This is a genomic window from Glycomyces lechevalierae (assembly GCF_027622945.1).
GTDB classification, from domain to species: Bacteria; Actinomycetota; Actinomycetes; order Mycobacteriales; family Micromonosporaceae; genus Glycomyces; species Glycomyces rutgersensis.
Map to the genome: position 1 here is coordinate 1 of NZ_JAPZVQ010000013.1, position 16,976 is coordinate 16,976.

Consider the following 16,976-nt stretch of genomic DNA (forward strand, 5'->3'; position numbering starts at 1 on the left):
GCCATCGCGTTCTTCACCGAGCTCGGCATGGAGGTGGAGGGCCGGGCGACGGTCGAAGGCGAGTGGGCCGACCGGCTCACCGCGCTCGACGGCCTCCGCTCGGACATCGCGATGCTGCGCACCCCGGTCGCCCTCGCGGTCGCCGTGGATCTCGTAGTGCAGCGGGATCGCGTCCGCCTGCGGCTCGCGCTTGCGCAGGCTGAAGGGCACCAGGACGGCGGCGACCCACAGGACGCCGGCGCCGAGCATGTGCAGGCCCACCAGGATCACGGGCAGGTCCAGGTAGTACTGGGTGTAGCCGATGACGCCCTGCAGGAGCTCGACCACGAGCAGCGTGTAGGCCGCGCGCATCGCGGCGTTCGGGGCCTTCACCGCGTGCAGCGCCGCGATCAGCGCCACCGTGAGGCCGACCAGCAGCCACACCAGGTCCGCGTGGAACTGCGACATCAACGCCGGGTCGAGGCCGTTGCGGGGCGTGTCCGCGTCGCCCGCGTGCGGGCCGGAGCCGGTCACCACGACGCCGAGCACGATCACCGCGAACGCCACGCCCACGAGCCCGCGTGCGAGGAGCCGCACCGGGTGGGGGACCAGGGGCACCACGTCGCCGTCGGGCTCGCCCGAGCGCACGTACAGCGCCACCGAGAGCGCCACCAGCGGGATCGACGCCAGGAAGTGCGCGCCCACGACCCACGGGTTCAGGCCCGTCCAGACCGTGATGCCGCCGAGGATCGCCTGGACCGGCACGTACAGGCACGCGCCGAACGCCAGCTTCACCAGCGACGACCGCTGCGGGATCCGCCGCCACGCCGCCACCAGGGCGCCGATCGCGATCGCGACGAGCACCCAGGTCAGCACCCGGTTCCCGAACTCGATCGCCCCGTAGATCCCCATCTCAGGGGTCGCCACCAGCGAGTCGGTGGTGCATTTGGGCCACTCCGGGCAGCCCAGGCCCGACTCGGTCAGCCGCACCGCGCCGCCGGTCACGATGATGCCGACGTTCGCGATCACGCTCGCGAGCGCCCACCGGCGCACCGCGCCCGGGGCCCCAAACCACCGCTGCAACAGGTTCACGCCGCGAATTTATCCTTGCGCCCGCACCGGCATTCGGGCCGGGTCTCGCAGTGTGGGCTGGGACGACACCCGGGGAGTGTGAGGTTAGGCAAACCTGCGTGCCCCGTCTCACCGGTGGCCGTCTCGACGCGCCCATTCGAATTAAGTAACATTTACCTTGTGGAAATGGTGACGAGGGCTACCAGCCACTCGACGGACGGGGAGACCCGCCGCCGAGTGACCCGGTTGCTGCTCGAACGCGGCCAAGCCACGGCCGCCGACCTCGCGCACGACCTCGGCATCACCGCCACCGCCACCCGCCGCCATCTGGACGCCATGGAAGCCGAAGGCCAGGTCGAGACCCGCGTGGTCAGGACCTCCGGACGCGGACGGCCCGCCAAGAGCTACCAGCTCACGCCCGCCGCCCGCACCAGCTTCGGCCACACCTACGACGACCTCGCGATGGAGGCGCTGCGCTGGATCCGCCGCTTCGAAGGCGAGGACGCCGTCGGCGGCTTCGCCGCCGAGCAGGTCGCGCGCCTGGAGGCCCGCTGCCGGGCCGCCATGGACGCGGTCGACTCGGACGACTCGATGGCACGCGCGCAGGCGCTGGCCACCGCCATGTCGGGCGAGGGCTACGCCGCCACGGCGTCGGTCATCGCCTCGGGCGGGCAGATCTGCCAGCACCACTGCCCGGTGGCGGGCGTGGCCGCGGAGTTCCCGCAGCTGTGCGAGGCGGAGACGCGGGTGATCAGCCGCCTGCTGGGCGTCCACGTCCAGCGGCTGGCGACGATCGCCAACGGGGACGGGGTGTGCACCACCCACGTTCCCGGCACGAACCGGGGCCGGCAGGCCACGGGCGCGAGCGGTGGAAGCGGCCCGGTGCCGCTGCCCGACCCCGAACGCGCAGACCGATAACCCGACAGGTCAAAGGTGAGACTTGAGATGACCGACACGCAGAAGAGCGAACCGCTGAGCCAGGCCGAGGCACTCGCCTCCCTGGAGCGGTACGAGTACGGCTGGGCCGACTCGGACGCCGCCGGTGCGAACGCGCGCCGCGGTCTGACCGAAGAGGTCGTCCGCGACATCTCCGCGCGCAAGAACGAACCCGAGTGGATGCTCGACCTGCGACTGAAGGGCCTCAAACTCTTCGGCCGCAAGCCGATGCCCAACTGGGGCGCCGACCTGTCCGGGATCGACTTCGACAACATCAAGTACTACGTCGAGGCCTCCGAGCGCCAGGCCGAGTCCTGGGAGGACCTGCCCGAGGACATCAAGAAGACCTACGACAAGCTGGGCATCCCCGAGGCCGAGCGCCAGCAGCTCGTCTCCGGCGTCGCCGCCCAGTACGAGTCCACGGTGCTCTACCACTCCATCCGCGAGGACCTGGAGCAGCAGGGCGTCATCTTCATGGACACCGACACGGGCCTGCGCGAGCACCCGGAGATCTTCAAGGAGTACTTCGGCTCCGTGATCCCGGTGGGCGACAACAAGTTCGCCGCGCTCAACACCGCGACCTGGTCGGGCGGCTCGTTCATCTACGTGCCCAAGGGCGTCCACGTGGACATCCCGCTCCAGGCCTACTTCCGGATCAACACCGAGAACATGGGCCAGTTCGAGCGCACGCTCATCATCGCCGACGAAGGCTCGTTCGTGCACTACATCGAGGGCTGCACCGCCCCGGTGTACTCCTCGGACTCGCTGCACTCCGCGGTCGTCGAGATCATCGTGAAGAAGGACGCCCGCGTCCGCTACACCACGATCCAGAACTGGTCGTCGAACGTCTACAACCTGGTCACCAAGCGCGCGATCGCCGAGCAGGGCGCGACCATGGAATGGGTCGACGGCAACCTCGGCTCCAAGGTCACCATGAAGTACCCGGCCGTGGTCATGGTCGGCGAACACGCCAAGGGCGAGGTCCTGTCGGTCGCCATGGCCGGCGAGGGCCAGCACCAGGACACCGGCGCGAAGATGACCCACGCCGCCCCGAACACCTCCTCGACCATCGTGTCGAAGTCGATCTCGCGCGGCGGCGGGCGCACCTCGTACCGCGGCCTCGTGCAGGTCAACGAGGGCTCGTACCACTCCAAGTCCACCGTGAAGTGCGACGCGCTGCTGGTCGACACCATCTCGCGCTCGGACACGTACCCGTACGTCGACATCCGCGAGGACGACGTCGACATGGGCCACGAGGCGACGGTCTCCAAGATCGGCGAGGACCAGATGTTCTACCTCATGAGCCGAGGCCTGACCGAGGACGAGGCGGCGGCGATGATCGTCCGCGGCTTCATCGAGCCCATCGCGAAGGAACTCCCGATGGAGTACGCCCTCGAGCTCAACCGCCTGATCGAGCTGCAAATGGAAGGCGCCGTCGGATGACGGCCGGGAAGCGCGCCAGCGTGCTTCCCGAACCATCACCGGCTGAGTGGGAATGATAGGAACCAGAGAGATTTCATGAGCATCGAATTGGCCACCGGCGCCAAGCCGCACACCCACGGCCTCGGCGAGGTGCCCCCGAAGACGAAGTCGCAGCTGCTGCGCTCGTTCGAGCCCGCGGACTTCCCGGCCCTCACCGGCCGTGAAGAGGACTGGCGGTACACGCCGATCAAGCGCCTCGCCGGACTCGACAGCGTCGAGACCGCCGCGGCCGCCAAGGCCGCCGAGTACGCGATCCGCAGCCTGCCCGCGGGGGTCACCGCCGAAGCCGTCGGCAAGGACGACAAGCGCCTGGGCTCGATCCTGACCCCGTTCGACCGCCCCAGCGCGGTCGCCTGGGCCAAGACCGAGAAGGCCCTGCTCGTCGCCGTCGCGCCCGAGACCAGCGTGTCCGAGACCGTGTGGCTCGACGTCACCGGCGGCGGCCTCGACGGCGCCACCTGGGCGCACACGTACATCGAGGTCGGCCACCACGCCGACGTCACGCTCATCGTGCGCCACACCGGCCAGGCCCGCCTCGGCGACAACGTCGAGATCTCTGTCGGCGACGGCGCGCACCTGCGCCTCGTCGTGGTCGCCGAATGGGACCGCGAGGCCACCCACGTCGAGCACCAGAAGGCCCGCCTCGGCCGCGACGCCAAGCTCGACCACATCGCCGTCACGCTCGGCGGCGACCTGGTCCGCCAGTACCTGTCGGTCGACTACGCCGGCCGCGGCGGCTCCGTGGACGCCTTCGGCCTCTACTTCGCCGACGCCGAGCAGCACCTCGAGCACCGCCAGCTCGTGGACCACTCCGTGCCCGACTGCCGCTCGAACGTGAACTACCGCGGCGCCCTCCAGGGCGAGACCGCGCGCACCGTGTGGGTCGGCGACGTCCTCATCCAGGACGCCGCCACCGGCACCGACACGTACGAGATCAACCGCAACCTCGTCCTCTCCGACGGCGCCCGCGCCGTCTCGGTCCCCAACCTGGAGATCGAGACCGGCGAGATCGTCGGCGCCGGCCACGCCTCGGCGACCGGCCGCTTCGACGAGGAGCACCTGTTCTACCTCCAGTCGCGCGGCATCCCCGAGGCCGAGGCCCGCCGCCTGGTCGTCAAGGGCTTCTTCAACGAGATCATCCAGAAGATCCCGGACGAGGACCTGCGCGAGGAGCTCACCGAGCTCGTCGTCGCCCGCCTCGACGCCGGAAAGTTCCTGGCTCCCGAGGACCTCGAGGCCGGTGCCACCGCATGACCGACAACGATTTCCTGCGTGTGTGCGCGCTCGACGAACTGCCGGAGGGCGAGGCCGTCGCGGCCGACATCCACGGCACGTCGATCGTGCTCGTGCGCCGGGGCGAGGAGGCGTTCGCCCTCCACGACGAGTGCTCCCACGCGGCCGTGGCGCTCTCCGAGGGCGACGTCGAGGACTGCTCGATCGAATGCTGGCTCCACGGGTCGACCTTCGACCTGCGCACCGGCAAACCGTCCGGCCCGCCCGCCACGGAGCCGGTCCGGACCTACCCGATCGAGGTCCGCGACGGCGACGTCTACCTCAGCCTGAAACCCAAGACCACCGAAAACGCCTGAAGGAATTAGTCATGAGCAAGCTCGAGATCCGCGACCTGCACGTCTCGGTCAACACCGACGAGGGCGCCAAGCCGATCCTGCACGGCGTCGACCTCACCATCAGCTCCGGCGAGACGCACGCCATCATGGGCCCCAACGGCTCCGGCAAGTCGACCCTCGCCTACTCCCTGGCCGGGCACCCGAAGTACGAGATCACCGGCGGCGAAGTCCTCCTCGACGGCGAGGACGTCCTCGCCATGAGCGTCGACGAGCGCGCCCGCGCCGGCCTCTTCCTCGCCATGCAGTACCCGGTCGAGGTCCCCGGCGTCTCGGTCTCCAACTTCCTGCGCACCGCCAAGACCGCCGTCGACGGCGAGGCCCCCAAGATCCGCACCTGGATGAAGGACCTCAAGGGCGCGATGGCCGAGCTGAAGATGGACGAGGCGTTCATCAACCGCAACGTCAACGAGGGATTCTCCGGCGGCGAGAAGAAGCGGCATGAGATTCTGCAGATGGAGCTGCTCAAGCCCAAGATGGCCATCCTCGACGAGACCGACTCCGGCCTCGACGTCGACGCCCTCCGCATCGTCTCCGAGGGCATCAACCACGCCAAGGCCACGAGCAACCCGGGCGTCCTGCTCATCACGCACTACACGCGCATCCTGCGGTACGTGAAGCCCGACTTCGTCCACGTCTTCGTCGACGGCAAGATCGCCGAAGAGGGCGGGCCCGAACTCGCCGACAAGCTCGAAGCCGAAGGCTACGAGTCCTACGTCGGCGCGAAGGCCGCCTAGCCAACAGGAAGAAGGAGCCCGTGGAGGCTGCAAGCAAGCTCGACGTCGAAGCCATTCGCGCCGACTTCCCGATCCTGCAGCGCAGGATCGGGGACAAGACGCTGGCCTACCTCGACTCGGCCGCGACCTCGCAGAAACCCGTCCAGGTCGAGGACGCCATGCGCCGCTTCACCGAGCACTCGAACGCGAACATCTCGCGCTCGGTCCACACGCTCGGTGCCGAGGCCACGGAGGCCTACGAAGGCGCCCGCGCCAAGGTCGCCGCGTTCATCGGCGCCCCGAGCCCCGACGAGGTGGTGTTCACCAAGAACTCCACCGAGTCGATCAACCTGATGGCCTACGCCTTCCAGAACGCCGCGCTCGACCCGTCGGCCGACCCGCGCTTCCGCATCGGGCCCGGCGACGAGATCGTCGTGACCGAGATGGAGCACCACGCCAACCTCATCCCGTGGCAGCAGCTCGCGCTGCGCACCGGGGCGACGCTGAAGTGGATCGGCATCACCGACGCCGGCCGCCTCGACATCGACACCGTCGACGAGGTCATCACCGAACGCTGCAAGGTCGTCTCCTTCGTCCACGTCGCCAACCTGCTCGGCACGGTCAACCCGACCTCGCAGATCACCCGGCGCGCCCGCGAAGTCGGCGCCCTCGTCGGCCTCGACGCCTCCCAGTCCGTCCCGCACCTTCCCGTGGACGTGACCGAGCTCGGCGTCGACTTCATCGCCTTCACCGGCCACAAGATGCTCGGACCCACCGGCATCGGCGTCCTGTGGGCGAGAGCGGAACTGCTCGACGCCATGCCGCCGTTCCTCACGGGCGGCTCCATGATCAAGACCGTCACCATGGAGCACACCACGTTCGCCGACGCGCCCGCGAAGTTCGAGGCCGGCACGCCGCCGATCGCCGAAGCCGTGGGCCTCGCCGCCGCCGTCGACTACCTCGACAAGCTCGGCATGGCCAACGTGCGCGCCCACGAGAAGGCGTACGTCGCGTACATGCTCGACCGCCTCGAAACGGTCGACGGGCTCGAGATCATCGGCCCGCGCGTCCCGATCGGGCGCGGCGCCACGGTCTCCTTCACCTTCGAAGGGGTCCACCCCCACGACGTCGGGCAGATCCTCGACGCCGAGGGCATCGCCGTCCGGGTCGGCCACCACTGCGCCAAACCCACCTGCGAACGCTTCGGTGTCAACGCCACCACGCGCGCTTCCGGGTACATCTACAACACTCACGAGGAAATAGACCGACTCGTGGAGGCGTTGGGCCAGGTGCGAAAGGTGTTCGGCTGATGAATCTCGACGAGCTCTACCAGGAAGTCATCCTGGACCACTACAAGCGCCCGCGCGGCGCCGGCCTCCGCGAACCCTACGAGGGCGAGTCGCACCAGGTCAACCCGACCTGCGGCGACGAGATCACCCTCCGGGTCCACGTGGAGGGCGACAAGGTCGCCGACGTCTCCTACGACAACGTCGGCTGCTCCATCTCCAAGGCCTCCGCCTCCGTCATGTACGAGCTGATCAACGGCGCCACCGTTGACGACGCGCTGGCGAAGCTGGCCGAGTTCACCGAGCTGATGAACTCCAAGGGCCAGTCCGAGGGCGACGAGGAGTCCCTTGAGGACGCCGTCGCGTTCGCGGGCGTCTCGAAGTACCCGATGCGCGTCAAGTGCGCGCTGCTGGGCTGGAAGGCGTTCCAGGACGCCCTGGTCCGCGCAGAAGCCTCGATCCCCGGAAGGACCGACGCATGACCGACACCGTGAAGGCCAAAGAGGACGACATCCTCGAGGCCATGAAAGACGTCGTCGACCCCGAGCTGGGCATCAACGTGGTCGACCTCGGCCTCATCTACGGCGTGCACGTGGACGAGCAGAACGTGGTCACCCTCGACATGACCCTCACCTCGGCGGCCTGCCCGCTGACGGACGTCATCGAGGACCAGTCCCGCTCCGCCCTGTGCAGCGGCCCCGAGGGCGGCCTCGCCGCCGACCTCAAGATCAACTGGGTGTGGATCCCGCCGTGGGGCCCCGACAAGATCACCGACGACGGCCGCGACCAGCTCCGTGCGCTGGGGTTCAATGTCTGACGAAGTCAGACTTGAACGATGAGCGCAGCAATGTGTAAATGGTGAAGACGCGCCCCGCCTCAGGCGGCGGCAGGATCGTCGAGGTCGAACCCGAACGCCTCCCGCGCTGGGTCGCGAACTTCGCCGAACGCAACGGCGGCATCGCGACCCATCATGCCGAGGGCAACGCCTGGACGATCGAATCGAACGAGGGAACGTCGGCCAGTGTCGTCTGGACACTGGCCGGCGGCCTCCCCGCCGACTGGCTCCTCGACGACGACCCGCTGAAAGCCGCCGAGCACCTGCGCGAGTACGCGCTCGAACCGCGCCGCATCGCCGTGCTCCTCGCCCGCAAGAGCGCCTACTCCGTGGGCGTCCTCGCCGACGGCCGCATCCTCGCCTCCAAGACCGACACCGCCTACGTCCAAGGCAAGACCAAGGCCGGAGGCCAGTCCCAGCAGCGCTTCGCCCGCCGCCGCGACGGCCAGGCCAAAGCCGCCGAGAAACGCGCCCGCGACGCCGTCTTCGCCGTCCTCGGCGCCGCCGAATACGACACCCTCGTCACCGGCGGGCCCGTGGAAGGCATCCTCGAAGACGCCCGCCTCGCCGCCCTCCGCCCCGCCGTCCACTTCGGCGACATCCCCGAACCCAAGCAGGCCCTCCTCACCGAGACCGCCTACCGCGCCATAGGTTTCCGCATCCGCCTTTCGGCGTAGTGCGCCCGCGGGCGCCCGCGTCCTACACTGAGCCTTCACGCCCCTCCACGAAGGACACTGCCGATGCGCAGCACGCCCCTCCGAGCCCTCCTGCTCGCCGTCGCGATCCAACTGGTCCGCTTCGGGCTCATCGTCGGATCGCTCGCCATCGCCCCCGACCTCGGCATTCACGGCTGGTACCAAGGGCTGTTCGCCAACGCCGTGTGCGCGGTCTTCGCCGCCGCGGTCGTCACCTGGCTGCGGCTGTGGTCGCATACCGGCATCGCGGTCCTGTGGCGCTCCAAGCGCGCGGCACTCCTCCTGCTGCCCTTCGTGATCGAGGCCCTCATCTGGGTCGTGTACCCGGGCGGCTTCGGGCCGGAGGAGCCCGGGTACGGGCTCTGGGCGCTCACGCTGCTGCTCGTCGGCGTCAACGAGGAGCTGACCTCGCGGGTCGCGGTGCTGCAGACGCTCCGCACGGCCTTCCGGGTGGCCCCGGCGGTCGCGCTGGCGGGTGTCATGTTCGGGCTGCAGCACCTGTCGCTGCTGGCGACCGGCGATCCGTCGGCCGAGGACGTGCTGGTGATCCTGGTGATCTCGGGCGTCTACGGGTTCGCGCTGGGCGCCTACCAGGCCCGCTTCGCGTGGGTGCTGCCGCTGATCCTGGTCCACGCCGCGAGCGACTTCACGCAGGTCCTCACCGAGGCGCCGGTCCCGTTCGCGATGCACATCGCGATCACGTTGAGCCTGCTCGCCTTCGGCCTCTGGCTCCTCCGAGGCCGGAAGGACGCCCCGACCGGGGCGCCGCTCATCCCGGTGGGACGCCCCGGCCGCTAGGGCTTTCCGGCGGCCTGCTCGTACGAGGCCGTGACCGCGGCGATCGCGATCTCGAGTTCGGCCTCGTCGCGCGGGGCGTAGAGCATGACGATGCCGTCGGGGAAGCCGGGGCGGCGGGTGATCGGGTGCGGTTCGAGCCAGCCTTGCGGGGCGAGGGCGTCGATGAGCGGCCGAGGCAGGACGAGGTGCATGAAGCCGGTCTTGTGGAGGTGCCCGAACTCGTCGAGGCCGGGCATGAGGAACGCGTGCTCGGGGCCGCCTCGGTCGTGGAGCCGGAAGGCCAGCGAGGAAGGCTCGGACACCTGGCTCGGGCCGGTGAATACGCCCGGAAGCGCCTCGGCGTGCGCCGCGAGGGCGGCGCGGATCTCCGGCGGGGAGAACTGGTCGAGCTGGTCGTGCGGGATCTCGAGGCCCGTGGTGGCGGGGCGTTCCCCGCGGCGGGCGGGCCAGTCGGTGGCGGTCGGCATGGCGGTCTCCTTTTCGTCGCAACGTACTGGGAGTACGTTGGCTCTCCTCGGTCGAGTATTGGAGGCGCCAGGCGATGGCACAAGACGGCACTTCTTCCAGCCCAACGCACCTCGATGTGCGTCAGCAGCTCGCGGACGGGGACCGGATCTGCGGTGTGAGGGACGTCCTGGACCGGATCGGCGACAAGTGGAGCCTGCTGACCATGGCGCGGCTCATCGGCGGACCGCAGCGCTACTCGGATCTGCGGCGCACCGTGGAAGGCGTCTCGCAGCGGATGCTGACGGTGACGTTGCGGAGCCTGGAGCGGGACGGCCTGGTGACGCGGACGGTGACGCCGACGTCGCCGCCGCGCGTGGACTACGAGCTGACCCCCGTGGGGGAGACCCTGGCGGTGGAGGTGGCGACGCTGATCGGTTGGGCGGAGGCGCATCGCGGCTACGTGGCGGCCGCCCGCGAGCGGTTCGACCGGGAGGCGGGGGAGCGGTGAGCCCCGGACCGGCCGCGCCGGCCCGGGGCCTGAGCTAGGGCGCGAAGGTGAGCGCGGTGGACCAGTTGCCCTCGATCTCGCCCTGGACCTTCATGTGCAGCAGTTGGAAGGCCTCGAGCGCGAGTGCGTGCTTGCGGCCGCCCACGTCGATGGGACGCAGGTCGGCGTCGGTGCAGAGGCTCGCGATCTGCTTGCGAGCGTCGGCGTCGTCGCCCGCGATGAAGACGTCGAGCCGGCCGGTGTTGGCGAGGCGGGACGAGAAGGTGGTGTTGAAGGCCTTGACGACCTTCGCTCCCGGCGCGGCCTCGGCGATCTCGTCGGCCGCGGACTTGCCGGGCGGGGTGACGAGGCCGTCGAGGGTGTCGTAGTCGACCGGGTTGCAGATGTCGACGACGATCTTGCCTTTGAGCTGGTCGGCCCACAGCCCTGCGATCTCCTTGTTGCCCTCGTAGGGCATCGCGAGGATGACGACCTCGGCGCCGGCGGCGCTGTCGAGGCCTTCGCCCGAGGCGCTGTCGCCCAGGTCCTCGGCGAGGTCCGCGGCCTGGTCGGGGTCGCGGTCGGCGATGCGCACCTGGTGGCCGCCGCGCACGAGCCGCAGTCCGATGCCGCGGGACATGTCGCCGGCGCCGATGATCAGTACTTCCATGGTTCCTCCTCGTGTTCGGACTGTTCGGAGCGTCGTCAGGGCGAGGTGTCGGCGCGGATCTCGTGGGCCGCGGTCTCGGGGTCGTCGCGGCGGTGCTCGTCGCCGTGCAGGGTCAGGTTCGGGAGGAGGAGGGTGAGGACGATGCAGGTGGCGGTGATGCAGGCGGCGACGAGGAAGACGTCGTCGAGGCCGTCGGTGAAGGCGTGCTGCACGACCGACCGGATCGGGTCGGGAAGGGCGGCGATGGCGGTGGGCGATTGGGTGATCGCGGCGAGGTCGTCGGTGCTGAAGCCCGCCGCCTCTTCCGGTGAGAGCCGCGCGAGGGCGGCGGGCAGGTTCGCCGTGAGCTCGGTGTCGAGAGTGGCGTTCATGACCGCGCCGAGGATGCTGGTGCCGATGGCGCCGCCGAGGGTGCGGGCGAAGGTGTTGGTGCTGGTGGCGACCCCGAGGTCGGCCATGGTGACGATGTTCTGCATGGCGAGCACGAGCGGCTGCATGAACAGGCCCATGCCGAGGCCGAGCACCAGCATGTAGGTGGAGCTCTGCCACAGGGGCGTGTCGAGGTGCAGCTGTGTGAAGAGGATGAGCCCGATCGTGGTGATCACCGATCCGGCGACGAGGAACCACTTGTAGCGCCCGACCCGCGAGATGAAGAAGCCCGAGGCGATCGAGCTGAGCACGATGCCGCTCATCATGGGCAGCATGAGCAGCCCTGATTGGGTGGGCGTGTAGCCGCGGACCATCTGGAAGAACAGCGGGATGTAGACGATCCCGGCGAACATGGCGATGCCGAAGACGAGCGCGATCACGGTGGCGAGGGTGAAGGTGCCCTGCCTGAACATGTGGAGCGGCAGGATCGGCTCCGAAGCGCGGGTCTCGGCCCAGACGAAGACGACGGCGAGGACGCCGGCGGCGGCGAGCAGGGAGACGATCACCGGCGAGGACCAGGCGTACTCCTTGCCGCCCCACGTGACGGCCAAGAGCAGGCAGACGACGGCGGGGACGAGGAGCCCGGCGCCGAGGTAGTCGATCTTGTGCTGCCGGGTCGGGACGGGGTGCCTGCGCAGGACCGAGTTGACGGCGACGAGCGCGACGAGGCCCGTGGGCAGGTTGATGTAGAAGATCCAGCGCCAGTCGACCTCGGCGAGCCAGCCGCCGAGCACAGGGCCGGCCACTGAGGCCACGGCGAAGACGGCGCCGAAGAGCCCCTGGTACTTGCCGCGTTCACGGGGCGGGAGGACGTCGGAGACGATGGTGAAGGCGAGGGTCATGAGGCCGCCCGCGCCCAGGCCCTGGAGGCCGCGGAAGAGGATGAGCTGCAGCATGGTCTGCGAGATCCCGGCGAGCGCGGACGCGGCGAGGAAGATCGCGATGGCCATCAGGATGATCGGGCGACGGCCGTAGAGGTCGGAGAGCTTCCCGTACAGCGGGGTCGAGGCGGCGGTGGCGATGAGGTAGGCGGTGACGACCCACGTGTACTCGGACATGCCGTTGAGGTCGCCCACGATGGTGGGCAGCGCGGTGCCGACGATGGTCTGGTCGAGCGCGGCGAGGAACACCGTCAGCATCAGCGCGCCGAACAGGGTCGCCAGTTCGCCTCGCTGGAGGCGCTGACCGGTCCACGCGTTGTCGCCCATGCCGGTGAGCGTAGGGCCCGCCTCCGCGGAGGCGGGCCGAAACGACTCATTCGGGGGCGCTGGTCAGCACTTCCTTCTTGGACTCCGTCTTTCGGCCGCCGTCAGCGCTTGCCGTCGACGGCCCAGGAACCGGCGGGCACGATGACGTTCCCGACCTGCGCCTCCCGCTCGGTGTGGTTGATGATGAACCGCCAGGGGCCGCGGTCGACCACGTCGAGGCCGGGGCGGCCGGGGCCGCTGAGCTTGAGCTCCTCGAAGAGGCGGTCCCACGCGTCGTCTACGAGCTTGCAGGACACGTACCAGGCCTCGCCCTCGCCGAACGGGTTCACCGTGACGGCGGGCTGGTTCTCGATCACGTCGCCCGTGGCGTACTGCGTGACGCACTGGGCGCCGCGCAGCTCCACGAGCTCGCAGAACCGCTCGGCCGCACCGAAGTTCCACAGCGCCCGCGGCTCCCCGGCGGGCTGGGGCAGGTGCTCGGTGACGCGGATGCCGAACAGGTCGGTCATGCCGCCGAGGTACCCGTCGAGCCACACCTGGCAGTGCTCGTCCACCGCACCCGTGAGGTACGAGGCGACGAGCCGCCCGCCGCCGGCGGTGAACCAGCGCAGGTTCTCGGCCCCGGCCCGGCTGAGCACGTAGGTGGTCGGCGCGATCACGGTCTTGTACTTCGAGAGGTCGCCCTCGGGGGCGGCGAAGTCGGCGACGACGCCGCGGTCGCGCAGCACGCGGTGGATCTGGGCGACGTTCTCGAGGTAGTCGACGGGGCCGGGCAGGTGCGCGCCGCCGCCGGTGGCCCACCACGACTCGGGGCTCCACAGGATCGCGACGTCCGTCTCGACCGGCTCGGCCACGGTGTGCGCGATCCCGGGCAGCGTGTTCCCGAACTCGGTGACCTCCCGGAACACGCGGGTGTTCTTGCCCGCGTGGGGGAGGAGCGCGGAGTGCCACTGCTCGGCGCCGCCGCGCCCGGCCCGCCACTGGAAGAACATGGCGCCCTTGGAACCGCGGCTGATGTGGATCATCGAGTGGCGGGCCATGCGGCCCGGGGACTTGGCGATCCGGCCGTCCTTGGAGTGGAGGGTCCCGGCGGCCTGCTCCATCAGGAGCCAGTCCCCGCCGCCCGCCCAGGACCGGCACAGGTCGGCGTGCAGAGCGACCTGCTGCTCGGCGCGCTCGTCCGGCGCGGACGGGTACGAGTCGAACGCCACCAGGTCCACTTCGGACGCCCACTTCCAGGGGTCGACCGGGACCCACTGCCCGAACACGAAGTTCGTGGTGATCGGAATGTCCGGGTTCGCCGCCCGCAGGATCTCGCGCTGCTCCTTGAAGTGCTCCAGCATCGCGTCCGACGTGAACCGCTTGAAGTCGAGCTCGTGCGCCGGATTCGAGAGGTACTGCGTCGCCCGCGGAGCGAGGATCTGCTCCCACTCGCCGTAGTGCTGGCTCCAGAACGAGCCCCACCACGCCGCGTTCAACGCGTCGAGCGTCGAGTACTTCTCCTGCAGCCACACGCGGAACGCCCGCTCGGCGTGCTCCGAGAACGTCGACGAGCCGTACTCGTTGTGCACGTGCCACATCGCCAGCGCCGGGTGCTCCGCGTACCGCTCGGCCAGCTTCGCCGCGATCGCCCGGGACGCCTCCCGGTAGGCCGGCGCGCAGATGTCGTACGTGTCGCGCGAACCGTGCACCTGCCGCACCCCATCGGGCCGCGTGTTCAGCGCTTCCGGGTGGGCCAGCGTGAACCACGGCGGCGGCGACGCCGTCGGGGTCGCCAGGTTCACCGCGATGCCGCCCGCGTGCAGCTTGTCCAGCACCGTGTCGAGCCACCCGAAGTCGTACTCGCCCTCGCGCGGCTCCAGCCGGGCCCAGGAGAACACGCCCACGCTGACGAGGTTCACACCCGCCTCGCGCATCAGCATGACGTCGTCGTCCCAGACCTCTTCGGGCCACTGCTCGGGGTTGTAGTCGCCGCCGTAACTCAGGCCTTCGACGCCTTTGGGCCAGTCCATGGGGTGCTCCTCGCGCGCATCGCACGGGCGCGGCAGGGGAGGCGCGCCCGCATCGGTCGATTAGTTGCATGACAAAACTAACCGTGTCTGGGTGGTTTCGCCAGCCTAATGCGAGCGCGTGACACATCTCCCGGGGGCTACTGCGCCGCCGTCAGCGCCTGGAACCGCTCCGCACGCAGCCGCTCCGGCCACGTGTCGTCGATCGGCCGCAGCTGCGACGGGTCCACCCCGATCGCCCACGCCAGCAGCAGATCCGCCAGCCTCGGGTTCCGCGCCAGGCCCGGACCGTGCATGTACGTGCCGATCACGTGCCCCGCCCAAGCGCCCTCGGTCGCACCGTCGTTGCCGATGCCGGCCGTCACCCGCGCCAGCGGCTGCACCGCCTCGCCCAGATGCGTGCGCCCCCCGTGGTTCTCGAACCCCGTGATCGGCCCGATCCCGAGCTGCGGCGCCGCGTCCCCCGCGATCTCGCCGACCGCCCGCGACGGGCCCCGGTCCGACCGCAGGTCGAGAATGTTCAAACCCTCGTACGCCCGGCCGTTCGCATAGAACGACGAGCCCAGCAACTGGTAGCCCGCGCAGATCGCCAGGATCGGCTTCCCCGCCTCGGCCGCCCGGTTCAACGCCCCGTCCTGCAGCAGCCGGTCCGCCGCCACCGCCTGCGGCCCGTCCTCGCCGCCGCCGATCAGGTACATGTCCGCAGTGTGCGGGACCCGCTGGTCGCTGCGGACCTGCATCGGCTCCACGTCGATCCCCCGCGCGCGGGCCCGGTGGGCCAGCACCAGCAGGTTCCCCCGGTCGCCGTACGTAGACAAGAGGTCGGGGTAGAGCCAGACGATGCGCAAAGTGCTCAAAGCCACGGTGAGACGCTACTTTCTCGCTAGTTGACCCGGTTGAATTCGGCGCGGATGTCCTGGAACGCCGTATAGTTCGCCACGACCTCCACCGGCCCCGGCGGCACCGCCGCGATCGCCGCCCGGATGTCGTCCACCACGATGAAGTCCACCCCGTCGACCTCCAGCCGCACCGCCAGGTCCGTGCGGCGGTCGCCCGTCACCACGACCTTCCGGCCCGCCAGCGACGTGAAGTCCACGTCGTAGATCCACGACGTGTCGAAACCGTCCACCTCGCGCGCGTTCAGCGACAGGACCACCGGCGGATGCGGCTCGATCATGTCGAACGACTCCAGCCAGCCCGCCGGGTTCTTCGCCAGGAGCAGCCGGAGCTGGCGCCCCTCGCGCTCGACCTTCGCGTACCGGCCCGCCACCGAGGCCACCTCGGACAGCCGCGGCGCCGCCTGCGCCGGGTCCACCCCGAACAGGCTCGCCACCGCCAGCGCCGTCGCCGCGTTCGCCCGGTTCACCCGGCCCGGGAGCTGCAGCCGCAGCTCGTACCGGCGTCCGTCGGGACCGACGACCGCCTCGCCCTCCTGCGCCACCGACCACTGCGGGCTCGGGCGGTTCAGGCCGCAGTTCGTGCAACGCCAGAACTCCCCGAACCGGTCCAGGTGCGAACCGCAGTTCGGGCAGATCGCCGAGTCCGCCGTCCACGACTGGCCCGCCGCGACCCACACCACGCGCTGGCAGACCGAGGCCGCCCACACGATGAGCGGGTCGTCCGCGTTCGCCACGATCGTCGACTGGCCGGCCGAGGTCTGCAGGGTCTGGCGCCACTTGGCGGCCAGCGCCGTGACCTCCATGGCCCGGTCGAGCTGGTCGCGCGAGAGGTTCAGCAGGGCCACGACCTTCGGGCTCGCCGCGTCCAGCAGCTGCCCGAGGTAGTGCTCGTCGCATTCCAGCGCGGCGTATTCGGCCTTGGGCGCCTTGGCGAGTGCGGTCGTGTGGCCGGTCGGCATGTTCGCGCCGAACGAGTTCGTGGCGACCTTCCCGATCGCCTCGATCGCGGCCGTCGTGAACCGGGTCGTGGTCGTCTTGCCGTTCGTGCCCGAGATCAGCACGACGTGCCGGCCCTCGGCCAGGAGCTCCAGCAGCCGCGGCTCGACGATCAACCCGACGCGTCCGCCGATCACCGAGCCGTCGCCGCGGCCCGTCGCCCGCGAGAGCGCCGCCGCGGTCCGGAGGAGCGTGGTGGCGAATTTCGCGCGTGGGGTCAGATTCGCGCTCATGCGGGCTCGCTTTCGGCTTGATCGGAACCGGTGACTATGCAGAAGAGTTTGTCACATGCGCACCGGAACGCGTGATGAGTGGCGGCAGTGCGTGAGGTGGAGCGGCACGGGCAACCCCGGGCAGCGACGATCGCCGATGCGCCGCCCGCGCCTGGCAGCGCCGACGTTCCCGGGG

18 protein-coding genes are annotated in these 16,976 nt (G+C 70.0%); 11 read left to right on the top strand and 7 right to left on the bottom strand.

Annotated features, from left to right (window positions below; genetic code table 11):
- The coding region (locus tag O2L01_RS18555; protein WP_270123504.1) for a COX15/CtaA family protein at nucleotides 1-1,071 on the bottom strand (1,071 nt) is incomplete at its 3' end.
- A 165-nt stretch (nucleotides 1,072-1,236) separates the two neighbouring features.
- Between O2L01_RS18555 and O2L01_RS18560 the strand changes: the two genes are divergently transcribed.
- The 10 genes from O2L01_RS18560 (at nucleotide 1,237) to O2L01_RS18605 (ending at nucleotide 9,423) form a co-directional block, all read left to right on the top strand.
- The gene (locus O2L01_RS18560) at nucleotides 1,237-1,968 is read left to right on the top strand and encodes a helix-turn-helix transcriptional regulator (RefSeq protein ID WP_270123506.1); all 732 of its coding nucleotides are present in this window, start codon (nucleotides 1,237-1,239) and stop codon (nucleotides 1,966-1,968) included.
- 27 nt (nucleotides 1,969-1,995) lie between these two features.
- On the top strand, nucleotides 1,996-3,429 hold the full coding sequence (gene sufB, locus O2L01_RS18565; protein WP_270123507.1) for a Fe-S cluster assembly protein SufB: 1,434 nt from the start codon (nucleotides 1,996-1,998) through the stop codon (nucleotides 3,427-3,429).
- 75 nt (nucleotides 3,430-3,504) lie between these two features.
- A complete protein-coding gene (sufD, locus tag O2L01_RS18570) occupies nucleotides 3,505-4,722 on the top strand; it encodes a Fe-S cluster assembly protein SufD (RefSeq protein ID WP_270123508.1) in 1,218 nt (405 codons plus the stop codon).
- The gene (locus O2L01_RS18575; protein WP_270123509.1) at nucleotides 4,719-5,057 is read left to right on the top strand and encodes a non-heme iron oxygenase ferredoxin subunit; all 339 of its coding nucleotides are present in this window, start codon (nucleotides 4,719-4,721) and stop codon (nucleotides 5,055-5,057) included. The genes sufD and O2L01_RS18575 overlap by 4 nt, the downstream gene beginning before the upstream one ends.
- A gap of 11 nt (nucleotides 5,058-5,068) precedes the next feature.
- Nucleotides 5,069-5,830 (top strand): Fe-S cluster assembly ATPase SufC, encoded by a 762-nt coding sequence (sufC, locus tag O2L01_RS18580; protein ID WP_270123510.1) that lies wholly within the window; start codon nucleotides 5,069-5,071, stop codon nucleotides 5,828-5,830.
- Between the two features lie 20 nt (nucleotides 5,831-5,850).
- Nucleotides 5,851-7,119: a cysteine desulfurase gene (locus tag O2L01_RS18585; protein WP_270123511.1), complete on the top strand. Its 1,269-nt coding sequence runs from the start codon at nucleotides 5,851-5,853 to the stop codon at nucleotides 7,117-7,119.
- Entirely contained in the window at nucleotides 7,119-7,577 is a 459-nt protein-coding gene (gene sufU / locus O2L01_RS18590) for a Fe-S cluster assembly sulfur transfer protein SufU (protein ID WP_270123512.1), read from the top strand. The genes O2L01_RS18585 and sufU overlap by 1 nt, the downstream gene beginning before the upstream one ends.
- Nucleotides 7,574-7,912, top strand: a complete 339-nt coding sequence (locus tag O2L01_RS18595; RefSeq protein WP_205325677.1) for a metal-sulfur cluster assembly factor — start codon at nucleotides 7,574-7,576, stop codon at nucleotides 7,910-7,912. The genes sufU and O2L01_RS18595 overlap by 4 nt, the downstream gene beginning before the upstream one ends.
- Nucleotides 7,913-7,950: 38 nt before the next feature.
- Nucleotides 7,951-8,607 (top strand): acVLRF1 family peptidyl-tRNA hydrolase, encoded by a 657-nt coding sequence (locus O2L01_RS18600; RefSeq protein ID WP_270123513.1) that lies wholly within the window; start codon nucleotides 7,951-7,953, stop codon nucleotides 8,605-8,607.
- Between the two features lie 63 nt (nucleotides 8,608-8,670).
- Nucleotides 8,671-9,423 (top strand): CPBP family intramembrane glutamic endopeptidase, encoded by a 753-nt coding sequence (locus O2L01_RS18605; protein WP_270123514.1) that lies wholly within the window; start codon nucleotides 8,671-8,673, stop codon nucleotides 9,421-9,423.
- Here O2L01_RS18605 and O2L01_RS18610 read toward each other — a convergent pair.
- A complete protein-coding gene (locus O2L01_RS18610; RefSeq protein ID WP_270123515.1) occupies nucleotides 9,420-9,890 on the bottom strand; it encodes a luciferase domain-containing protein in 471 nt (156 codons plus the stop codon). The two genes, O2L01_RS18605 and O2L01_RS18610, sit on opposite strands and share 4 nt — an antisense overlap.
- A gap of 116 nt (nucleotides 9,891-10,006) precedes the next feature.
- Here O2L01_RS18610 and O2L01_RS18615 point away from each other — a divergent pair, with 116 nt between their 5' ends.
- Nucleotides 10,007-10,378: a winged helix-turn-helix transcriptional regulator gene (locus tag O2L01_RS18615; protein WP_270123516.1), complete on the top strand. Its 372-nt coding sequence runs from the start codon at nucleotides 10,007-10,009 to the stop codon at nucleotides 10,376-10,378.
- Nucleotides 10,379-10,412: 34 nt separating this feature from the next.
- On the opposite strand, the gene O2L01_RS18620 is transcribed toward O2L01_RS18615, so the two are convergent.
- From O2L01_RS18620 to O2L01_RS18640, 5 genes are all read right to left on the bottom strand, one after another.
- A complete protein-coding gene (locus O2L01_RS18620) occupies nucleotides 10,413-11,027 on the bottom strand; it encodes an NADPH-dependent F420 reductase (RefSeq protein ID WP_270123517.1) in 615 nt (204 codons plus the stop codon).
- Between the two features lie 35 nt (nucleotides 11,028-11,062).
- Nucleotides 11,063-12,664 carry an MDR family MFS transporter gene (locus O2L01_RS18625; protein ID WP_270123518.1) on the bottom strand — a complete coding sequence of 534 codons (1,602 nt, stop codon included), beginning with the start codon at nucleotides 12,662-12,664 and terminating at the stop codon, nucleotides 11,063-11,065.
- Between the two features lie 101 nt (nucleotides 12,665-12,765).
- The gene (locus O2L01_RS18630) at nucleotides 12,766-14,676 is read right to left on the bottom strand and encodes a beta-galactosidase (RefSeq protein WP_270123519.1); all 1,911 of its coding nucleotides are present in this window, start codon (nucleotides 14,674-14,676) and stop codon (nucleotides 12,766-12,768) included.
- Between the two features lie 137 nt (nucleotides 14,677-14,813).
- Entirely contained in the window at nucleotides 14,814-15,536 is a 723-nt protein-coding gene (locus O2L01_RS18635) for a type 1 glutamine amidotransferase (RefSeq protein WP_270123520.1), read from the bottom strand.
- Nucleotides 15,537-15,556: 20 nt separating this feature from the next.
- Nucleotides 15,557-16,801 (bottom strand): Mur ligase family protein, encoded by a 1,245-nt coding sequence (locus O2L01_RS18640; RefSeq protein ID WP_270123521.1) that lies wholly within the window; start codon nucleotides 16,799-16,801, stop codon nucleotides 15,557-15,559.
- Between the last annotated feature and the right edge of the window lie 175 nt (nucleotides 16,802-16,976).

Coding starts and splice junctions, on each gene's coding strand:
- sufD (WP_270123508.1), top strand. CDS start 3,505: ATGAGCATCGAATTGGCCACCGGCGCCAAGCCGCACACCCACGGCCTC.
- sufU (WP_270123512.1), top strand. CDS start 7,119: ATGAATCTCGACGAGCTCTACCAGGAAGTCATCCTGGACCACTACAAG.
- sufC (WP_270123510.1), top strand. CDS start 5,069: ATGAGCAAGCTCGAGATCCGCGACCTGCACGTCTCGGTCAACACCGAC.
- O2L01_RS18605 (WP_270123514.1), top strand. CDS start 8,671: ATGCGCAGCACGCCCCTCCGAGCCCTCCTGCTCGCCGTCGCGATCCAA.
- O2L01_RS18610 (WP_270123515.1), bottom strand. CDS start 9,890: ATGCCGACCGCCACCGACTGGCCCGCCCGCCGCGGGGAACGCCCCGCC.
- O2L01_RS18625 (WP_270123518.1), bottom strand. CDS start 12,664: ATGGGCGACAACGCGTGGACCGGTCAGCGCCTCCAGCGAGGCGAACTG.
- sufB (WP_270123507.1), top strand. CDS start 1,996: ATGACCGACACGCAGAAGAGCGAACCGCTGAGCCAGGCCGAGGCACTC.
- O2L01_RS18575 (WP_270123509.1), top strand. CDS start 4,719: ATGACCGACAACGATTTCCTGCGTGTGTGCGCGCTCGACGAACTGCCG.
- O2L01_RS18560 (WP_270123506.1), top strand. CDS start 1,237: ATGGTGACGAGGGCTACCAGCCACTCGACGGACGGGGAGACCCGCCGC.
- O2L01_RS18620 (WP_270123517.1), bottom strand. CDS start 11,027: ATGGAAGTACTGATCATCGGCGCCGGCGACATGTCCCGCGGCATCGGA.
- O2L01_RS18640 (WP_270123521.1), bottom strand. CDS start 16,801: ATGAGCGCGAATCTGACCCCACGCGCGAAATTCGCCACCACGCTCCTC.
- O2L01_RS18600 (WP_270123513.1), top strand. CDS start 7,951: ATGGTGAAGACGCGCCCCGCCTCAGGCGGCGGCAGGATCGTCGAGGTC.
- O2L01_RS18595 (WP_205325677.1), top strand. CDS start 7,574: ATGACCGACACCGTGAAGGCCAAAGAGGACGACATCCTCGAGGCCATG.
- O2L01_RS18630 (WP_270123519.1), bottom strand. CDS start 14,676: ATGGACTGGCCCAAAGGCGTCGAAGGCCTGAGTTACGGCGGCGACTAC.